The sequence below is a fragment of the Saprospira grandis str. Lewin genome (assembly GCF_000250635.1).
Classification (GTDB): Bacteria; Bacteroidota; Bacteroidia; order Chitinophagales; family Saprospiraceae; genus Saprospira; species Saprospira grandis.
The window spans coordinates 4,167,226-4,186,877 of the sequence record NC_016940.1; the positions used below are offsets into that span (position 1 = coordinate 4,167,226).

Here is a 19,652-nt window from a genome sequence, read left to right on the forward strand (position 1 = left end):
CCGAGCTAGGCTTTGCCTAGCCGGCCGCGGGCCCCAAAACAAAAAAACTAAATAAATAGTCCCTAAAACTTGAGAGTATATTTTAAAGTTACTACCTTTAATTAAACTAAAAATATGCTCGACGAAAAAGAAAAACTCTGGGCCATTGCCCTACAGCAATCTCCACAAATGGGGGCTATTCGGGCCAGAAGGTTATTGCGGGACTTTGGTTCTATTCAGGCCATTTATGAGGCCGATGCAGTGGCTTTGGCCCAGGCTAGTTATATTGGAAAAACCGCCATGCGGCATATTTTGAGCCGAGAAGGGCTAGAAATGGCCAAAAGGGAGCTAGATTTTGTGGAAAAGAAGGGCATTGAGCTGCTGCTCTTTGGCCAAAGTAATTATCCGAGACGTTTGTTGCAGATCGAAGATGCGCCCTTTTTGCTCTATTATAAAGGTTCGGCGCCTTTGGACCAGCTGCGGACGCTTTCGGTGGTGGGCACCCGAAAACCTACAGAAAACGGTCGGGCGGCTTGTGAGCGTATTTTGACCGAAATCAAGGAGTTTTCGCCACTAATTGTTAGCGGCTTGGCTTATGGTATAGATGCTTGCGCCCACCGAAAAGCCTTAGATTTGGGGCTAGAAACCGTGGCCGTTTTGGCCCATGGGCTCAACCGAATTTATCCGCCGCAGCATCGCTCTTTGGCCGAGCAAATGCTAGAACAAGGGGGATTATTGACCGAATTTATTAGTCAGAATAAGCCTCTGGCTTGTAACTTCCCGATGCGCAACCGCATTATTGCGGGCCTATCTGATGCGCTTTGGGTGGTAGAGACGGGGCCAAAAGGCGGCTCAATGATTAGCGCCCAAAAGGCCATAGATTACCAACGAAAGGTTTTTGCCCTGCCAGGGCGCTGGAACGATAAACAGTCTTTGGGCTGCAATGAATTGATTCGACAGCAAACAGCTTTGCTCCTGAGCCGAGGACAGCAATTGGCCCAAAGCATGAAATGGAGCCAACCAAAGCGAGGGCAACAACAACAGCTTTTTCAGCAACTATCGCCCAAAGAGCAGCAAATTACCGACCTCCTCTTGGGTGGACAGCAATTGCATTACAATCAGCTGTTGGCCCAATTGCCTTGGGGCCACAGCCAATTGATAGAACTTTTATTACAACTAGAAATGCGGGGGCTGATCAAAGCCCTAGCTGGTAAATACTACCGCTTGGCCTGAGCATCTCGGAGCAATTGCTGGCAATTGTCGGGCACGAAAAGAGCGCCATCTCCATTTCCCTTGAGGATTTCTCGGACCACCGTAGAACTATAATAAGAGTATTCGGGGGCGGTCAATAAGAAAATGGTTTCCAGGCCATCGCCCAAATCTCGGTTGAGCATGGCAATAGAGACCTCGTAATTAAAATCGTTGGAGTTGCGCAATCCTCTGAGGATAAAATCGGCCCCCTTCTCTTTACAGTAATCTACGGTAAGTTGCGGAAAGCGGTCGATTTCCACTTTGGGGTCATCGGCAAAGCTGGCTTTGAGAAAAGAAAGTCGCTCCTCTTCCGAAAAGTAGTAGGATTTTGTCGAGTTGGTCCCTAGGGCCACAATAATTTTATCAAATAAAGGCAGGGCTCGGCGGACAATGTCTTCATGGCCTTTTGTAATGGGGTCAAAAGAACCCGGGAAAACAGCAATTTTCATAAAAAAGATATTCTGAGTCAAAAAAAGGCGCCAAACCTTCGTTTGGCGCCTTTAAGTTAATCAACTTGATGGCCTATTCGGCAATTACGATAAATTTATTCTTCTTTCCGTTTTGGCAGAAGAGGTAGCGCTCGGCAAGGAGGTCCTCACTGCTTAGCTCTTGGTTGAAGTCGCTCACTTTTTTTGCATTTAGTGCAATCGCTCCCCCCTTTACGGCCCGACGAAGATCGCCATTAGAGCCAAGGCTCTTATGCTTACCCACCAAAAGATCGGCCAAGCTAATACCTGCTTCCAGTTGGCTTTTCTCGACCTTGACCACCTCCAGTTCTTGGGCCAAAACAGCAAAATCTTTAGCCGAAAGGCTTTCCAAAAATTCCGCTTTTAGCTTTTTGCTAAAGGCAATATTTGTGGCTTTTTGGGCAGAAGCTAGGGCCTCCTCTCCATGTAGGCGGATGGTCATTTCCTCAGCCAACACCTCTTTGAGCCCTCTGGGGTTTTCGGCATATTCTGCCTCCAAAGCTTCGATTTCTTCTCGGCTCTTGAGCGAGAAAATACGGATGAGCTTGCTCAAATCAGCATCATCTACATTCAGCCAAAACTGATAAAACTGATAAGGAGAAGTTTTCTCGGCATCTAGCCAGATATTTCCTTTTTCAGACTTACCAAACTTCTTTCCGTCCGATTTGGTCAAAAGCGGACAAACCAAACCATAGCCTTTTCCACCGCCTTTACGGACAAATTCAGTTCCCGTCGTGATATTCCCCCATTGGTCACTACCACCCATTTGCAAAAGGCAATCGTAGTTTTTATTGAGGTGATGAAAATCATTTCCTTGGATCAATTGGTAAGAAAACTCGGTAAAAGATAGGCCCGTTTCCAAGCGCTTTTTCACCGATTCCTTAGCCATCATATAGCTCACCGTAACATTTTTGCCAATATCGCGCAAAAAGTCAAAGATGCTCATCCCCTTGTAAAAGTCGTAGTTGTTGAGCAAAATAGCGGGGTTCTCCCCTTCAAAATCAAGCAGTTGCTTAAACTGCGCAGTTTGGCGGTCAATATTCGCCTGCAAAGTATCATAATCCAAGAGCTGACGTTCTTCGTCCTTGAAAGAGGGGTCGCCAATTCGACCAGTGGCCCCACCCAACAAAACGATAGGACGATAACCCGCTCTTTGCCAATGCTTGAGCAACATAATGGTCACCAAGTTCCCAATGGTCAATGAGGGAGCGGTGGGGTCATAACCAATATAGGCCGTTTTGGGTCCTTCCTGGTTCAGGGCATCTTCTAGGCCCTCCGTCATTTCTTTCAACAAGCCACGCCATCGCAGCTCTTCGATAAAGTTCATGCCTTTATTTTTTCAATTCGTAAATAGTCATTCTCTTCGCAAAGAGAAATTGTCCATGCTCGGAAATTTAACGCTTCAAGATAAAGTTCCCAACAACTTCTCTGTTTTTATTTTTTTGGGGCCTCCGCAGCTTTGCTGCGGCGGTTACTCCCTTTGGTCGTCGAACTGCGAACTAAAGTTCTTGTTGTCGTTTCGCAGCTCGCTGCTGTTTTGGGGCCTCCGCCTCGCTTCGCTCCTCGGCGCTACGTTTCGCAGCTCGCAGGTTTGCTCGGCCCTTCGCCAGCTTCGCTGGCTCGGTCTGGCCTGACGGCCACTGCTTCACATCGCTAGGCCGCTCATCTGGGTTCTTTGCGCTGGGCTTTTTGCTTCGGCCCGCCAAAACTAGAAATTACTTCACAATGCCCAAAATCTGGGGCAACCCCCAAAGGTTTTTAAATGTAGCCTGCTGAAAGCGACCAGTTTGGACCTGCTCCTCTTCTCTTTCCCAAAAGTGCAGATTAGAAACCGAATAGAGATAACCAAAAGCATAGGCCGTATGCCCTTCTTTAAGCTGGGCAATATACTCCAAAGGGTAGCGATAGAGCGTTTCTTGCTTTTTGACCAGTTTTTGGGCCTCTTCTCGGCAGCTTTTTGCTTTTTCCAGCCACTTATTGGGATCTTCAAACTTCTCTTTGCGCAGTTTTGCCCGTCTTTTGTCTAGCAAATAATTTAGGGTGTAGGCTCGGTGTCTGGCCCGCAAAGCCGTTATTTGTAGACTATTGGCCAGTTCTTCTCCCAATTGCTTTTGTTTCCCCTGCTGAGGAAAATGTCTTTTTTGAAGGGCCAAAAGTTCTTCTGTTCTTAGGGCAAAGTCTAACAAAGGGGCCACCACGGTCTGGCTCACGGTATCTAGTTGGTGCGGCGCTGCCTGATTCTGGATGTAGGGATAGCTATAAAGCGGACGAGGTTGGAACTCCATTTCGACCAAACGGCCAGGTAGCTCGTCTGTAGTGCTAGAGGGCGCCATATAGCGAATGAGTTCTTTGTCCTTAATGAATTCCTCTTGCAAACGGAGCATGGACCAAACGGGATCGGTCCAAAGGTCATTTTGCATCAATTCGGCCAAATACTGCAAGGGGTCATTGATCTCCTTTTCTCCCTGAATTTGATGCTCCCAAGACCAACGAGCGATGCTCCAATCAATCAACCAATAGCTCCACTCCCAACCCGAACTAAAGGTAATATGTCCTTCGGCCTTCAAAGAATCCATAAGTTGGATATCTTCTAAGCGAGCAGAGAGATAAGGTAAGAGCGTCATGGGCACCGAATTATCAAAAGTGAGCCAATAAGCAGACCCTGGAAAATACCAACATTCTCTTTTCTTGGCCTCCTCTTGGTAGAGGGCCAAGATGGCTTTTAGGTTTTTGTTATTGTAAACTGGGGCACGTTCGTCTTCTAGGTCATAAAACATGACGGTATGGACCATTAGGCCATGGCTGCGCTCTAGCTTCTGTTCTTCGGCAGATAGTTCGGGCAGTTCCTCTTTTTTGTCTAGCATGGCCTCTTCTTGGACCAGATGCGCTCGGCTCATAAAATGGGCCTTATAACGGTTTTTGATTAGGTCCGCTAAGAAGATTTCTAGTTCCTGTTTCTTTTTTTGCTTCCCCTTGCCAAACTCTGTCGTAGAAAATTCTACATTATAGACATCCCAACCAGCTTGGGCCAAATAATCCATATTCTCCTCAATCTGTTTCTCTTTTGATTTGAGGCTATTGGGAAAGGTCTGGTAGAGTTGAAAAGCTTTTTGCTGGGTCATATGCATAGAAATATCAATGCCCATCAACAAGCCTCTTTTTTGGCCATAATCTACTATTTTCTTAATGTAGGGCATCCAGCTCTTGCGGTCGATGCTATTGAGTAAGTTGAACTCAAAGTAATTTTGTTGGTTTCGGGCCAACCAATCAATGTACCCTTTCACTTCTTTTTCTGCATCGGGATAATTGGGGTCCAAGAGGGCTTCTGTTAGCTCAATGGGGTGCATGCTATGTAAATGAAAGCCTTTTTTGGCAAAGCGGGGACGAGCCTGCCAGTCTAGCCCTTCGGCTACGGGCCAAGTCGTAATTTGGGGAATCAGGCTTTCTTTGGGATGAAAAAACTGAAAGCCCAATTGCTCTTGCAACAAACCATAAAGGCCCATACTCACTCCTTGGTAAGAATTAGTGAGTAGTTCCATTTTTATTTGCTGGCCAGACATTTTACTGCTCCAGTTATAGGCATGTTCAGGAACATAGAAGCCTGTCCCTTCTTTATCGGCCTGCCCCTGATGGATATAAGGCAGAATAATCAGAACTTCAGCATCGGCTTTATTGTAGCTCAACTCACAGCGGCAAGCCTGTTCCAAAAGGCGGCTGGCATCCTCAATAGCATACTTACTGATAGAGACCTCAAAAAGCTCGGCATCTGCCATGATGCTAATGGACCGAATGGCAAAACTATTAGGCATAAAGGCCCAAAAGAAAAAGAGAGAAAAAAAGAGTGGATGTAGCCGCATAATAACTTAAGTATTGCTGTTTGAAGCTGTGGGTAGAAGACACCACAGTTTGGCCATTTAGGGGCCTAGGGTCAGAAATGCGGCAAAGATAAGAACTGAAGGCCGAAAAGAAAATCTCTTTTCGGCCTTTAGGATATCCTTCTATTTTTGGTCCAAAACGGTTTATAGCTCGATAGCATAGCCCTCGCGGCGGTCATCGCCTACTGCTTGGAGTTGGCCATTTTTATGGCGTAAAATAGAATTGAGTCCTCCGAAGAACATGGCTTTTTCGGGCCATTCGACTAATTGTTCTAGTTTGGGGTCTTCGGTATTGGCTAGGCCTGCGTATTCGGGTTCTAGATTGAGGCGGCCATGTTCGTAGTGCAGGCGGCTGGCGGTGGTGGCCGCTTGCAGGTCCATCTTTTGGTCCAAAACATGGTGCAGGAGTTGAAGGACCATGCCGGGGATGCGGCTAGCTCCGCCCGTCCCTGTTGCCAGATGAAATTGATTCTCTTTGAGGACCAAAGTGGGCGCCATCATAGAAGACAAACGGCTATTGGGAATCCAGTTATGAAAGCCATCGGGTAAAAGGGCCGCCTCGCCCAGCATATTATTCATCATGATGTTGGTCCCAGGGATCATATAACCACAGCCTTCTCCATTGGAGAGGGTAATGCTGATGGCATTGCCCAATTCATCGGCAATATTGAGGTGAGTGGTGCTGCCCCATTTGCTATTGAGCTTTTTGGGGTTGCGGTCTATACTATAAATATCGCCAAGGACCTTTTGCAGGCGGGCCAGTTGTTGTTTAGTATGGAGCGGATCAATGGGGAGGGGCTCCAAAGCGGACAAACCTTCTGCAATGAGGACCCCGCCCGTGCTGGGCAGTGGGTTGGTCAGTAGCTGATGTCCTTTATAATTTAATTGTAGGGGCTTGCGCCAAATTACTTCATATTGGGCCAAGTCATCTGCTCGGAGCAGGCCGCCTTGGGCTATACTATCTTTTAGGAGCAGCTTAGCCGCTTCGCCCAGATAAATATCTTTGGCCCAATCCTTTTCATGGCTGAGGTAATCAAAGTAATCGGCTAGGCCAGGCATGCGCTGTATTTGGCCCACAGGCAAAGGTTTACCATCGGGATAAAAAATAGCTGCAGATTCTGCAGAGCGGGTCATAATGGGCTGCAATACCCGAATATCAAAAAACTGGAAATCGGTCATGGCGAGGCCCTCTTTGGCCAAAATCTTAGCCGGTTCGATGAGGACCGAAATAGGCAGGCTAGCGTAGCGTTCATGCAAGGCCGAAATGCCCGCCATCATGCCAGGAGTGGCCATGGAACCCATACCAATGTGAAAGGTTTCTTGGGCCGAGCCAAAATCTACCTGCATGGGGTAAAACTCTAGTTCGGAGGGGGCGATTTTCTTGAATGGGGTTTGCACAAAAAAATCGAGCAGCAAATTTTGTCCAGCAGCGGTATGCAAACAGGCAAATCCGCCTGCGCCCAAAGAGGCCATACAGGGCTCGGCTACAGAGGCCGCAAAAAGAGCCGCAATAGCGGCATCAAAGGCATTGCCTCCTTCCTTAATAATTAGGGCGGCAGCTTCTGCTGTTTTTTGGTGGCCAGCGGCAATGCTGGCGCTTAGCGGAGTAGATAGCGACATAAACAAGGGTTGTGGAGTAGATAAATCTCTTGGCTAATTATTTTGGACCTAGAAGCGGGGCGAAGCCCCGCTGGCCTAGCGATGTGAAAGGGTGGCCCGAAGGGCCAGACCAAGGCGCTTTGCGCCGCAGGGCCGAGCAGACCTGCGAGCCCTGAAACGTAGCGCCTGCCGTAGGCAGGAGGCCCCAAAAGGCAATTAAAATAAAAAACCCTTTCCAGGAAAATGGAAAGGGCCAAAATTATTTTGTGTTGCTTGCTAAGAACTAGCCTTCTTTGGCCAATAATTCTTGGAAGAAAGCGATGAAGTCGGCCACGGGCATACTGCCTTTGTCGCCATCTTCGACTCCCTGAATACGGACCGAAATGCTGCCTTCTTCGGCTTCTTTCTCGCCGAGAATGAGCATAATGGGAATGCGTTTCAGTTCGGTATCGCGGATTTTGCGGCCCAAAGTTTCGTTGCGGTTATCGACATAGCCACGGATATCGGCGGCGGCCAATTCCTGTTGTACTTTGGTCGCATAATCGCCAAAGCGATCAGAAACGGGCAAAATAGCGTACTGCTCGGGCATGAGCCAAAGCGGGAATTTTCCTGCCGTATGCTCGATGAGGACCGAAATAAAGCGTTCTAGCGAGCCAAAAGGCGCACGGTGAATCATCACGGGGCGGTGCTTTTGGTTATCGGCGCCCACATACTCCAGTTGGAAGCGTTCGGGTAGGTTGTAATCTACTTGGATGGTCCCGAGCTGCCAAGAGCGGCCGAGGGCATCCTTGACCATAAAGTCGAGTTTGGGACCATAAAAAGCAGCCTCGCCCAATTCGGTAACCGTGGGTAGGCCCACCTCTTGAGTGGCCTCGATAATGGCTTTTTCTGCGGCCTCCCAGTTTTCCTTGCTTCCGATATACTTTTCGGGTTTTTCTGGGTCGCGCAAAGAGATTTGGGCCGTAAAATCGGTAAAGCCCATTTTGCGGAAGACCATCATGGTCAAGTCAAGTACATTGAGGAATTCGGTTTTGAGTTGGTCGGGCGTACAAAAAATGTGGCCATCATCTTGAGTAAAAGAGCGGACACGAGAAAGGCCGTGTAGTTCTCCACTTTGCTCATAGCGGTAAACGGTACCGAATTCGGCTAGGCGGATGGGCAACTCTTTATAAGAATGTGGTTTATGGGCAAAAATTTCGCAGTGGTGCGGGCAGTTCATGGGTTTGAGCATGAACTCTTCGCCTTCTTTGGGCGTGTTGATGGGTTGGAAGCTATCCTCGCCATATTTTTCATAGTGGCCCGAAGTGACATAAAGATTTTTGTGACCGATATGAGGAGTAGCTACCAATTGATAACCTCGGCGCATCTGCTCCTGCTTGAGAAAATCTTGCAGGCGGTCGCGCAAGGCAGCCCCTTTAGGCAGCCAGATGGGAAGACCCATCCCTACTTTTTCCGAAAACATAAAGAGTTCGAGTTCGGCACCTAGTTTACGGTGATCTCTTTTCTTGGCTTCCTCGAGCATAGCCAAATACTGCTTGAGCTCTTTGGCTTTGGGAAAAGTGATTCCGTAGATACGGGTTAGGGTTTGGCGGCTTTCATCTCCGCGCCAGTAAGCGCCAGCTACATTAAGTAATTTGACGGCTTTGATCAGCCCTGTATTGGGAATATGAGGCCCACGGCAGAGGTCGGTAAATCCGCCCTGCTCATAGAAGGTGATCGTTCCGTCTTCTAGGTCCTCCAATAATTCGAGCTTATATTCATCGCCTTTTTCTTGGAAATAGGCAATGGCATCAGCCTTAGAAATCTCTTTACGGATATAGGGATTTTTTTGGCGAGCGAGCTCGATCATTTTCTTTTCTAGGGCTTCTAGTTCCTTAAGGCCAATCGTTTTGCCTTCGGGCAAATCGATATCATAGTAAAAGCCATTTTCGATGGGTGGGCCAATGGCGAATTTCACGCCGGGGTAAAGGGCCTCGATGGCTTCGGCCAAAAGGTGGGCGCTAGAGTGCCAGAAGGCATATTTGCCTCCATCATCTTGAAAGCTGAGTAGCTGAACGCTGGCGTCTTTCGTTAGGGGGCGAGTAGCATCCCAAATTTCGCCATCTACTTTAGCGGCAATAATTTTACGAGCTAAGCCTTCGCTAATCGACTTGGCCACATCCAAGCTGTTCACTCCCGACTCATACTTACGAACGCTGCCATCGGGAAGAGTAATCTCAATCATTTTGTAAAAGATATAATGAACTTCTGCGGCCTTGAGCCTTTGGAAGTTCGATGTGTAAAAAATAGGTATAGGTGTCAAAGCTAAGTTTTTTTGTGCAGTTGTCTAGTTTTGGACCTAGATAATTCTATTTTTGCCCCATGATTTGAAAATTCATTTAAAGTAAAATGCCAAACACCTCCCTTGTAGATGTATGCATGATCACCTATGCGCATGAGCCTTTTTTGAGGCAAGCCATAGAGAGCATCTTAATGCAGAAAACTGATTTTCCCTTTCGTCTAGTTATTGGAGAAGACTGCAGTCCCGACAACAGCCGAGCAATTTGTGAGGAATACGCCCAAGCTCATCCAGAGCGAGTCGTTTTACTCCCTTCTGACAAGAACTGGGGGGCAATTCCCAATTTTGAGCGAACCATTGCGGCCTGTACGGCCCCTTATATTGCCTTTTGTGAGGGGGATGACTATTGGACCGACCCGCATAAGTTGCAAAAGCAATTAAATTTGCTAGAGGCTAGACCAGAAGCGGTACTTAGTTTTCATGAAGTTCAATTTTTAGAAGATGATGAATTTCGCCCTTTGGTCCAACCTTTTGAGGAGGGACAACTCTTGGGCTTTTTTGAGCTTTTTGATCGTCACATTGTGCCCAACACCTCTACGGTTATGATTCGCAAGCCCAAGAAAGCTCCCAAGCGATTTGCAGAGGTATTTAATGGGGATACGCTTTACTTCTACTATGCGCTTAACTTTGGAAAGGCGCTATTTAGCCGAAGCATTTTGCCTTCTACCTATCGTTTGCATGCGGGCGGAATTTTCTCTAGCTTGGCCCAATTTGGCCGCCGAGAGAAGGCCCTAAAAACCTACCGTATTTTGGCCCAAAACATGCAGGGCGAGGCCGAGCAAAAAGCGGTTGAGGCCCTCTTGCTGCAACTTTATCGAGAATACCTTATCTTGGCCCTCAAAGAAAAAGCGCTGACTGAATACTTAAAAAAGAAATGGGCTTATTTTGGCTTTGCCTTTAGTCTAGGGCAATACAAGGCCCCTTGGCTTCATTTAAAAGACCTACTTTATCACCTTAGCCTTTATTTTAAAAGAAAGTAATGAAAGAAACAGAAGAAAACTGGAGCTTAGTGATTGGCCCAAAACGCTCGCTTTGGTCCCTAGATTTGGCCGAGCTTTGGCAATATCGCGATTTGCTACAGATGTTCGTTCGCCGAGATGTAGTGACCGTTTACAAACAGACGGTATTGGGGCCGATCTGGTTTTTTGTGCAGCCCATTATGACTATGTTGGTCTATGTCGTCATTTTTGGCAATATTGCAGGCCTACCCACAGATGATATCCCTCAGCCGCTCTTTTATTTGTCGGGCATTATTATCTGGAATTATTTTTCAGATTGCTTTATGCAAACCTCCGATACCTTTTCACTTAACCAAGATATGTTTGGCAAGGTCTATTTTCCTCGCCTCATTATGCCACTTTCTAAGGTGGTGGCTGGTCTGATTAAGTTTGGGATTCAGTTTATGCTCTTTTTAGCCGTTTATGCCTACTTTTTTATCAAAGGGGTAGATTTGGCGCCCAATGTGGCCTTGGCTTTGGTGCCCGTTTATATCCTACTTATGGCGGCTTTGGGATTGGGTTTTGGGCTGATTTTCACTTCGCTAACCACTAAATACCGCGACCTTAAATTTTTGGTCCAATTTGGTGTGCAGCTCCTGATGTATGCCAGTCCCATCATTTACCCCATGAGCATGATTGACCAACCCTTGCTCAAAAAGGTCATTTACTACAATCCTTTGGCCCAGGTGATTGAGGGCTTTAAATATGCTTTTTTGGGCCGTGGCGAACTGAGCTGGACGGGCTTTGCCTATGCGGCTGTTTTTGCTTTTGTGGTCCTTTTTCTAGGCGTTTTTATCTTTAACAAGACGGAGCGCAGTTTTATGGATACGGTTTAGGGGCTTGCGGGCTTTGCCCGCCGGGCCCCTTCAGGGCTCGCAGGTCTGCTCGGCCCTGCAGCGGCTGTGCCGCTTTGGTCTGGCCCTGCGGGCCACCCATTCCGGGCCCCTAAGCCGCTCATCGGGACCCATAGCTTTGGGCTGCAGGGCCAGGCACTAAATGGCCACAACAAGCCCTTTAGGGCGAAGTTCGACGACCGAAGGGAGTAACCGATGTGCAGCAGTGGCCGAAGGCCAGACCGAAGCGCTTTAGCGCTGAAGGGCCGAGCAGACTTGCGAGCTGCGAAACGTAGCGCCACAAGGCCGCAGGCCGCAGTGGAGGCCCAAAAAAATAAAATTAACAACAATCTGCTTTAAAATAGAGTCATGTCAAAAATAGCCTTAAGTGTAGAAAACCTCTCTAAACAATATCGTTTGGGAGAAATTGGAACGGGCACGATTTCCCATGATTTGAACCGTTGGTGGGCAAAAATGCGGGGAAAAGAAGACCCTTTTTCTTTGGTCGGCCAAGAAAATGACCGAACCCAAAAGGCCGAATCAGATTTTGTTTGGGCCTTGAGAGACATTAACTTCAAGGTAGAACAGGGCGAAGTATTGGGCATTATTGGTAAAAATGGAGCGGGAAAATCCACCCTGCTCAAGCTCATTTCTAGAATTACCGCCCCCACTCAAGGATTTATTAAAGCCAAGGGCCGAATTGCCTCTTTACTGGAGGTGGGAACGGGCATGCACCCCGAAATGACGGCCAGAGAAAATATTTTCCTCAACGGGGCCATCATGGGAATGACCAAAAAGGAAATTCGCCGCAAATTTGATGAAATTGTAGACTTTGCCGGCTGCGCTATGTATGTAGACACCCCCGTTAAGCGCTATTCTTCGGGCATGCGGGTGCGTTTGGGCTTTGCCGTTGCGGCCTTTTTAGAGCCAGAAATCTTAATTGTAGATGAGGTTTTGGCCGTGGGAGATGCTGAGTTTCAGAAAAAGGCGGTGGGCAAAATGAAAGATGTGAGTAGTGGCGAAGGGCGGACCGTTTTGTTTGTGAGCCACAATATGGGTAGTGTTCGGGCGCTTTGCAACAAAGGCTTGGTGCTCAAAAATGGCCAAATGCAGTTTCAGGGAACGGCAGATGCGGCGGTGCAAAACTATTTGGACAACTACGTAGAAGAAAGCCGAGAAATTGAATGGTCCAGAGAAGAAGCACCAGGCACGCATGAAGTCAAATTGCTTTCGGCCAAGGTGAAAAAAGCAGGCGCTAGCAGCAGCCGTGAAATGATTGAACAAGGCGATGCCGTAGAGCTCGACTTTGTCATTGAGAAATTGACCGAAGGCGAAGAGCAGGTAGATTTTACCTTTCATTTTTATGATGAGATGAACAACTTTGTTTTTATGGCCAGCTCTGCTTTGCAAAATGACATTCCTAAGTCGCGCAAGGGCCTATTGCACTATAAAGCCCTCATTCCTGCCAACCTTTTACATGAGGGAAATTATAGTTTGGATAAAATCTTCATTGTTAAAAACAAAGCGAGCCTCCTTTACCGTCATGGAAGCAGCCTCAACTTTGAGGTGGTGCGTAGAATCTCTGGTTTTGGTTGGCAGGGCGCCAAGGAAGGAGTGGTCAAACCAGATATTAAATGGAGCTTAGAGCAACTATAGATAAAAAGGATATGGCTAAAGAAAAACAGATCGTACACTTTTGTCGAGACAGTGTGTTTCATCGAATCATTATAGACCTTTATGAGGCAGTTGCTCCAGGTCAAAATCGCTATATTTTGGTCAAGGAGAAAGAAGCTTATGTATCTTTCAAGTTGGAGCCAGAAATGGAAAAACTGACTAAAGCAGAGGCTAAGGAGGCATTGGCCCAGCATGAGGTGGCCATTTTCCACTCATTGAGTGAAAACAATCTTTGGTTGGCGGCTCAGGCTGGAGATCAACAAAAGGTTGTTTGGTGTAGTTGGGGGAGTGATTTGGGAGCTAACCATAGCTACTGCTCTGATGAGACTATTCTAGATCCAAAATCTTATCAGGCGAATCAGCAAAATAGAAAAGCTGTATTAAGAGCAGCTAAAATAACACTATACAAGCTTTTACACCAGTTTCCTAGCCTGCAAGCTGCTTATTTCAACTGGCGGATTGCCAAAGAAAAACAGCCATTAAAAGAACAGGCACTTTCGAAGATAGACTATGTGTCTACCATACTTCCACCAGAAAAAGAAATTTTAAGTAGCCTTCCTCAGCTGAAAGCGGATTATCAGTGGGTAAACTATGGTGCGGTGGATATGTTTGTTGGGGACTTTTACAAAAAAGACACTCCTTTGGGGCAAGGGATGTTTGTGGGACATGCAGCTTTCTTTACCTGTAATCATCTAGATATTTTACCCCAAATCAAAGCGCTAGACTACCCCCATTCTATATTTATCCCGATGGCTTATGGCAATAAATATTGTAAAGCCGCTCTGGCCGAAGAAGCACCCAAGCTTTTTGGCCAACAGCTAATTTTGCAAAAAGAAGTGCTTCCTAAAGCCGATTACTTAAAGCAGCTCCTGGCTTGCAACATTGCCGTACTTAATACAAAGCGACAGGAAGCTTTAGGGACCCTAATCACTGTGCTCTATTTGGGAATGCATACTTATTTACATCCAGAAGGAGTGCTGTATAAATTTTGTACGGAACAAGGGCTAAAAGTTTATACTACCCAAGCCCTAAAAAAGGGAATGGATTTCCCTAAGGGGAAGGCTAAAGAGATGGAACACAATAGGGCACAATTAGAAAAGATATATGGTCGAGAGGTGGTCCTCTCTAGAATAGAAAATTTGCTAAAAAAACTACTGGACTAAGATGACAAAGCCTTTACTTTCTGTAGTACTCTCTGTTTATAATGCAGCGCCCTACCTTGAAGAATGCCTCGAATCCCTAGCTGCCCAAACCTATAGCCCCATAGAATTTTGGTTGGCAGACGATGGCTCTAGCGATGATAGTCGCGCTATTCTAGACCGCTGGGCCGCCAAAGACAGTCGCTTTAAAACAGATCATAACGATAAAAATATAGGCAAAATCAAAACGATTAACCGTTTGCTATTAGAGCGGGCAAAAGGAAAATATCTTTCTGTTCATGATGCAGATGACTATTCCGCACCCAATCGCTTTGAGTTACAACTACAGTTTTTAGAGGCTAAACCCGACTATGGTTTATGTGGAACATTTTACACTAAAGTATCAGATGATAATAAAGTCTTAAGAAAGGAAAAGAAACATGTTTCGGCTGATGTTATTCGAGCAGAGCTCAAAAATTTCAATCAGTTTTGTGGCCCAACTATGGTTTATCGAGCCGACTTGTTTAAACGCTTAGGAGGTTATCGCCTTTTTCTCAACCGAATTGGTAATGAAGATTACGATTTGTCTTATCGGGCCGCAGAACAAATGAAATGTAGCAATGTTCCCCATTTCCTATATTACTATAGACAATCTGAAAATTCGCTATCTAAAACCCTAAAGGCAGAAAATGCAGTTAGCCATAAGTTGGTCCAATGGCTAGCTCTAGAAAGAGCCGAAGAAGGAAAGGACGCCCTGCAAAAGAATGAAGTAGATCGCTGTGTCGCCCAATTAGAAAAGCTTTGCCAACCCTATAAAGAAGAACCCGATTTGCTCTGCCGAGAGTATGCCGCAGCATATATGTATGAAAAGCTTTATCGCTCTGCCTTTTTTGCCGCCCTGCAGGCCATAAAAATCAATCCTAAAAAATTGATTAACTACCGAACTGCTTTTTATATCTTACGCAAAGCTAATATTAACCTCTTGAACTAATCTCTATGTGTGGTATCGCCGGACAATTTAATCGCTCGGGCCAAGCTTTTTCTCCCGCCCAAAAGGAGTTTATCTTTAACGCCCTAAAAAGACGTGGCCCAGAGGCCAAAGGCGAAAAATCTTTTGCTCTCCCCGCCGGACAATTAGAACTCTTCCACCGCCGACTCTCTATTATCGAACTCTCCGAAGAAGGCCAACAACCTATGCAGTCCGCTAGTGGCCGCTGCTGGATTAGCTTCAATGGAGAAATCTATAATTATCAAGCTATCCGAACAGCACTAAGTCAGGAGTACGTCAAACTCAATACGCTGAGTGATACAGAGGTGATTATGGCCGCCTACGAACAATGGGGCCTGCAAACAATGCTAGATAAAATCGATGGGATGTTCGCTTTTGCCCTTTTTGACCAAAAGGAAAATAAATTGTTTTTGGTCCGCGACCGCCTAGGTAAAAAACCTCTTTACTACAGCTGGACCGGCCAAGCGCTTTTTTTCTCTTCCGATATCCGCATCGTTAAAGCTCAACTTCCCCAAGCACAGCTAGACCTCGCTAGCCTCGATTATTATTTGACGGAGCTATCCAGCCCTCAACCGCATACAATCTGGCAGGAGATTAAACAAGTCCCCCCCGCTCAGCTCCTAGAACTCGAGCTGCAAAGCGGAGCGCCTCAGTTGTCTACTTACTGGCGCCTGAAAAAGAAAGAACCCTTAGATCTCAATTTGAATGAGGCCCTAGAGCAAACTGAAAATATGCTCCGAAAAGCAATCCGCAAACGCTTAGTGAGCGATGTCCCTATCGCTTGCTTTCTCAGCGGTGGCGTAGATTCTGGCCTGATTACGGCCCTGATGGCCGAGGAGTCTAGCCAAAGAGTCCCTAGCTTTACGATCGGCTTTGCCGAAGCAATTGATATGAACGAATTTGCCGAGGCCAAGGCCTTGGCCCAACGCTATGATTGCGATCATCACGAAATTGTGGTGGAAGATCAACTCTTTGATCAATTGGAGGACCTAATGGATTATTTCGGCGAACCCTTTGCCGATGCCAGTATTTTGCCTTCTTCGCTGGTCTGCCAAGCGGTATCTAAAGAATATAAGGTGGCCCTCTCCGGCGATGGAGGCGATGAGCTTTTTGGTGGCTATCCCGATTATGGCCTGGCGTTCAGAAGTAGCCAGTTTGCCAAAAAATATCCCCAAAATCAATACCTCATCAGCCAGTTGGATAAGCTGCTGAACCGACTCAAAGGCAAAAAGGAAAATATGGGCGCCTATTATGCCTATTTGCAATTGCCGCCAGAAAAACGCCTCTTCCGACAAATGGGGTTTTGGTCCAAAGAGGCCCTCTATGCCCAAAAACAAGCCCCCAAGGCCCAAGAACATTTACAAACAATATGGAGCAATTTTGCAGGCTCAGGAACTGCTGTGGACCAACTGATGCGCAGCTCCCTACATAGCCGCCTGCTCAACGATTATCTGCCCAAGGTGGACCGCGCCTCTATGTACCACTCCCTAGAGGTCCGCTCGCCTTTTCTCGATATCGATTTGCTCAATTTTGCCTTTAATCTGCCCGATGAACTGAAGTTTTATCAAAACCAAAATAAGTTTTTACTCAAGCAATTGGCCAAAACGAAAATTGATCCCCAAATTTTAAATCGCCCCAAAAAAGGCTTTAGTATTCCCATCGGCGACTGGCTGCGGGGGAGCGCCAAAAACTGGGGCGAAGAATTGCTCCAGCAACTCAAAAAACGCCCTTATTTTCAAGCCCATTATCTCGATACGCTCTGGGAAAATCACCAAAAAGCAAGCAATAATGCAGACGCACTCCGCATTTGGACCCTGCTCTGCTTCGAGCTTTGGGCCGAAAAACATCTGGATTAGTTTGTTTTGGGGCCTCCCTTCGCCCTCAAGGGCTCAGGGCGCTAGGTTGCGGGGCTCGCTATTCGCTCGGCCCTTCAGCGCTACGCGCTTCGGTCTGGCCTGCGGCCACCCCTCCACAGCGCTAGGCCATTTGGCCTGCGGCCAAGGCGGCACCGCCGCCTGCATTCCTAGACCCTTTGGACCATTTTAACTATGAATATTCTGTATTTAGCCGACCCCGGCCTTATTCACGATCTTAAATGGATGCGCTTTTTTACTAAAGACCATCCTTGTTTTGTCGTCTCTAGAGCACATCATCAAGCGCATCTCCAATCTCCACAATGGAAGCAGTTTTTGGCCGAGGAGCAGGTAGAATATCTGGGCCAAATAGAAGATTTTTCTATCCGCCACTTTTTTCGCAGCCGCCAAGAAATGAACAAATTGGCAGGCTGGATTAAAGAACATAAAATTGATTTATTACATCTGTTTTATGCCGAACCCAACGCGCTTTGGGCCTATTTCCGCAAAAGCCTAGGCGTAAAAATCGTCTTGACCAGCCGAGGAACCGATGTGCTGCAAACAATTCCCCAGTTTTTTCAGGCCGGAGGCTGGAAAAATGGTCTCATTCGCCATTTTTATGGCCGGGCTTTCGGCCAATTGGACCAGATTGTTTCTACCTCTTTGCGACAGGCCCAAAGTATTGAGCAGTATTTTCCTCAGGTCCAAAAAGAAATTGCCATCATCCGCACTGGTGTAGATGTAGACCTATTTGAAGCGCCGCAACCTCAGGCTTTACCCAAGGAGCTCAAAGGAAAACAATTTGTCTTTTTTCCTAGAGCCATGCGCCCACTTTATCAACATGAATTGGCTATTGCAGCCATTGAGCTTCTACCTAAGTCTATTCTGGACCAATACCAGTTCGTTTTTGTCAATAAAGACGGAAAAGAGCAAGCTTATTTGGACAAAATTGCCCAGTTGATGCAAACAGGCCAAGCCAATTATATCTGGCTGCCGAATTTGGACCAAAAGGCCCTTTGGCAAACTTATAAATCCGCTAGCTTGGTGGTGATGACCCCTAAATCAGATGGAACTCCAGTAACGGCCATAGAAGCCATGCTCAGCAAAACGCCCCTCATTTTACCGCCTTTAGCCTATGATGAGGACCTTTTTTCGGGCACCTGCCTGCAGTTTAAGGCATGGACCGCCAAATCTTTGGCCCAAGAAATTCAAAAAGCTTTGGAGCAAGCCCAAACAGAAATGATCGAAGAGGCTTATCTTCGGGCGAAGGGCCTAGCCAACCGAAAAACAGAAATGAGCCGTTTGGGCCAGATTTACAATGATTTGGTCCCTAAAGGTTAGCTTTGGGCTGGCGAAGCCAGCCTGGCCGCAGGCCAAATGGCCTAGCGATGTGGAGCCGTGGCCCGAAGGGCCAGACCAAGGAGCGAAGCGACGCAGGGCCGAGCAGACCTGCGAGCGGCGGAACGTAGCGCCCTGAGCCCCTAAGGGCGAAGGGAGGCCCCAAAAAAACAACTAGAAAAAAGCAATTATGAATATTCTTCGAGGGAAGAGCATCTTTATTTTATCGCCCGAAGCTTGGGGCAAAAGTTTTGTTTCTAAGCATCATTATGCCAGTTTATTGGCCCAAAAAGGCAATCGCGTTTATTTTGTGAACCCGCCTTCAGACAAATGGGCCAAGCAAAAAGTGGCGCCCAATTTATGGGTTTTGGATTATAGCACTGGCTGGCGTAAAGGCGTACAGCGTTGGCCCAACTTTTTGCGAAAATGGGCCAATGCCGGCTTGATTCGGCGGCTGTATCAATTGGCCGAAGCCGAGGCAGATATTGTTTGGAGTTTTGACCCTTTTCGTTTTCAGGATTTAAGGCAATTTGGGGCCGATTATCGCATCTATCATCCTGTAGACCCGCATATTTGTCCTTTGGAGCAGGCCGTCATCAATTCGGCCCAAGTTCTTTTTGCTAGTTCGCACAAAATCATCCAGCGGTTCCAGGCCAATGGACCTACCCCCATGTATTTTATCAATCATGGTTTGGCCCAGCATTTTTTGGCTGCAGCGCCCAAGCTAGATTTTTCGCCTCGATCGGGGCGAATTAAAGTGGGTTATGTGGGCAACCTCAACTATCCTTTTTTAGATGAGCAGGCCTTATTGAGCATTCTGAAGCAGCAGGGAGAAGTTGATTTTTATTTTATTGGACCTTATAAAAAGGGGAATTTGTCGGGCAGAGAGCGCAAATCATTGATTGCGCAATTGATGGAGCTAGAAAACTGCTTTTTACTGGGCCCCAAACCCTCGACAGAGCTACCCGCTTATTTGGACCATTTCGATTTGTTTTTGATGACTTATGAGGGCGATAAAAATCCTGCGGCCATGGCCAACCCGCATAAAATATTAGAGTATTTGAGTCGGGGAAAAGCCGTGATTAGCCATTTTATAGATGAGTATAAGGAGCGAAAAGATTGGGTCTATATGGTGGAAGATAATGCAGACTTGCCCGCTAAATTTGCTTGGGCTTTGGCCAATTTAGACAAGATCAATAGCGAGCAGTTGCAGGCAGAGCGCAAAGCTTATGCACAGGCCAATAGCTATTTGGCGCAGCTGCAGCGGATAGATGCTTATTTGCAAGAAATTTAAGAACA

Annotated in this window: 14 protein-coding genes; 9 read left to right on the forward strand and 5 right to left on the reverse strand. The window is 46.9% G+C overall.

Features of this window, described 5'->3' with window-relative positions:
- Positions 1-114 precede the first annotated feature (114 nt).
- Positions 115-1,212 (forward strand): DNA-processing protein DprA, encoded by a 1,098-nt coding sequence (gene dprA / locus SGRA_RS18440; RefSeq protein WP_015694344.1) that lies wholly within the window; start codon positions 115-117, stop codon positions 1,210-1,212.
- Here dprA and coaD read toward each other — a convergent pair.
- The 5 genes from coaD to thrS all read right to left on the reverse strand — a co-directional run bounded on the left by coaD (position 1,197) and on the right by thrS (position 9,395).
- Positions 1,197-1,679, reverse strand: a complete 483-nt coding sequence (gene coaD / locus SGRA_RS18445) for a pantetheine-phosphate adenylyltransferase (RefSeq protein WP_015694345.1) — start codon at positions 1,677-1,679, stop codon at positions 1,197-1,199. The two genes, dprA and coaD, sit on opposite strands and share 16 nt — an antisense overlap.
- 73 nt (positions 1,680-1,752) lie before the next feature.
- Positions 1,753-3,024, reverse strand: coding sequence for a tyrosine--tRNA ligase (tyrS, locus tag SGRA_RS18450; RefSeq protein WP_015694346.1), 1,272 nt, complete (start codon positions 3,022-3,024; stop codon positions 1,753-1,755).
- A 388-nt stretch (positions 3,025-3,412) separates the two neighbouring features.
- Positions 3,413-5,554 carry a hypothetical protein gene (locus SGRA_RS18460; RefSeq protein ID WP_015694348.1) on the reverse strand — a complete coding sequence of 714 codons (2,142 nt, stop codon included), beginning with the start codon at positions 5,552-5,554 and terminating at the stop codon, positions 3,413-3,415.
- 162 nt (positions 5,555-5,716) lie between these two features.
- Positions 5,717-7,192 (reverse strand): gamma-glutamyltransferase, encoded by a 1,476-nt coding sequence (locus SGRA_RS18465; protein WP_015694349.1) that lies wholly within the window; start codon positions 7,190-7,192, stop codon positions 5,717-5,719.
- A gap of 262 nt (positions 7,193-7,454) precedes the next feature.
- On the reverse strand, positions 7,455-9,395 hold the full coding sequence (gene thrS / locus SGRA_RS18470) for a threonine--tRNA ligase (RefSeq protein ID WP_041329775.1): 1,941 nt from the start codon (positions 9,393-9,395) through the stop codon (positions 7,455-7,457).
- Positions 9,396-9,589: 194 nt separating this feature from the next.
- On the opposite strand from thrS, the gene SGRA_RS18475 reads away from it, so the two are divergent.
- The 8 genes from SGRA_RS18475 (at position 9,590) to SGRA_RS18510 (ending at position 19,647) form a co-directional block, all read left to right on the forward strand.
- Positions 9,590-10,489 (forward strand): glycosyltransferase, encoded by a 900-nt coding sequence (locus tag SGRA_RS18475; protein WP_015694352.1) that lies wholly within the window; start codon positions 9,590-9,592, stop codon positions 10,487-10,489.
- A complete protein-coding gene (locus SGRA_RS18480) occupies positions 10,489-11,343 on the forward strand; it encodes an ABC transporter permease (protein WP_015694353.1) in 855 nt (284 codons plus the stop codon). The genes SGRA_RS18475 and SGRA_RS18480 overlap by 1 nt, the downstream gene beginning before the upstream one ends.
- A gap of 366 nt (positions 11,344-11,709) precedes the next feature.
- Complete coding sequence (locus SGRA_RS18485; RefSeq protein ID WP_015694354.1) at positions 11,710-12,996, forward strand: ABC transporter ATP-binding protein; 1,287 nt, start codon at positions 11,710-11,712, stop codon at positions 12,994-12,996.
- Between the two features lie 11 nt (positions 12,997-13,007).
- Entirely contained in the window at positions 13,008-14,177 is a 1,170-nt protein-coding gene (locus SGRA_RS18490; protein ID WP_015694355.1) for a TDP-N-acetylfucosamine:lipid II N-acetylfucosaminyltransferase family protein, read from the forward strand.
- 1 nt (position 14,178) lies between these two features.
- Positions 14,179-15,144: a glycosyltransferase family 2 protein gene (locus SGRA_RS18495; RefSeq protein ID WP_015694356.1), complete on the forward strand. Its 966-nt coding sequence runs from the start codon at positions 14,179-14,181 to the stop codon at positions 15,142-15,144.
- 5 nt (positions 15,145-15,149) lie between these two features.
- Positions 15,150-17,018, forward strand: coding sequence for an asparagine synthase (glutamine-hydrolyzing) (gene asnB / locus SGRA_RS18500; RefSeq protein ID WP_015694357.1), 1,869 nt, complete (start codon positions 15,150-15,152; stop codon positions 17,016-17,018).
- 192 nt (positions 17,019-17,210) lie between these two features.
- On the forward strand, positions 17,211-18,356 hold the full coding sequence (locus SGRA_RS18505) for a glycosyltransferase family 4 protein (RefSeq protein ID WP_041329776.1): 1,146 nt from the start codon (positions 17,211-17,213) through the stop codon (positions 18,354-18,356).
- A 187-nt stretch (positions 18,357-18,543) separates the two neighbouring features.
- Complete coding sequence (locus SGRA_RS18510) at positions 18,544-19,647, forward strand: glycosyltransferase (protein ID WP_015694360.1); 1,104 nt, start codon at positions 18,544-18,546, stop codon at positions 19,645-19,647.
- Positions 19,648-19,652: the final 5 nt, after the last annotated feature.

What these genes read in the sequence shown, in the direction of transcription:
- dprA (WP_015694344.1), top strand. Translation starts at nt 115, where the DNA reads ATGCTCGACGAAAAAGAAAAACTCTGGGCCATTGCCCTACAGCAATCT.
- SGRA_RS18485 (WP_015694354.1), top strand. Translation starts at nt 11,710, where the DNA reads ATGTCAAAAATAGCCTTAAGTGTAGAAAACCTCTCTAAACAATATCGT.
- asnB (WP_015694357.1), top strand. Translation starts at nt 15,150, where the DNA reads ATGTGTGGTATCGCCGGACAATTTAATCGCTCGGGCCAAGCTTTTTCT.
- SGRA_RS18475 (WP_015694352.1), top strand. Translation starts at nt 9,590, where the DNA reads ATGATCACCTATGCGCATGAGCCTTTTTTGAGGCAAGCCATAGAGAGC.
- SGRA_RS18490 (WP_015694355.1), top strand. Translation starts at nt 13,008, where the DNA reads ATGGCTAAAGAAAAACAGATCGTACACTTTTGTCGAGACAGTGTGTTT.
- SGRA_RS18510 (WP_015694360.1), top strand. Translation starts at nt 18,544, where the DNA reads ATGAATATTCTTCGAGGGAAGAGCATCTTTATTTTATCGCCCGAAGCT.
- tyrS (WP_015694346.1), bottom strand. Translation starts at nt 3,024, where the DNA reads ATGAACTTTATCGAAGAGCTGCGATGGCGTGGCTTGTTGAAAGAAATG.
- coaD (WP_015694345.1), bottom strand. Translation starts at nt 1,679, where the DNA reads ATGAAAATTGCTGTTTTCCCGGGTTCTTTTGACCCCATTACAAAAGGC.
- SGRA_RS18465 (WP_015694349.1), bottom strand. Translation starts at nt 7,192, where the DNA reads ATGTCGCTATCTACTCCGCTAAGCGCCAGCATTGCCGCTGGCCACCAA.
- SGRA_RS18505 (WP_041329776.1), top strand. Translation starts at nt 17,211, where the DNA reads ATGAATATTCTGTATTTAGCCGACCCCGGCCTTATTCACGATCTTAAA.
- SGRA_RS18495 (WP_015694356.1), top strand. Translation starts at nt 14,179, where the DNA reads ATGACAAAGCCTTTACTTTCTGTAGTACTCTCTGTTTATAATGCAGCG.
- SGRA_RS18460 (WP_015694348.1), bottom strand. Translation starts at nt 5,554, where the DNA reads ATGCGGCTACATCCACTCTTTTTTTCTCTCTTTTTCTTTTGGGCCTTT.
- SGRA_RS18480 (WP_015694353.1), top strand. Translation starts at nt 10,489, where the DNA reads ATGAAAGAAACAGAAGAAAACTGGAGCTTAGTGATTGGCCCAAAACGC.
- thrS (WP_041329775.1), bottom strand. Translation starts at nt 9,395, where the DNA reads ATGATTGAGATTACTCTTCCCGATGGCAGCGTTCGTAAGTATGAGTCG.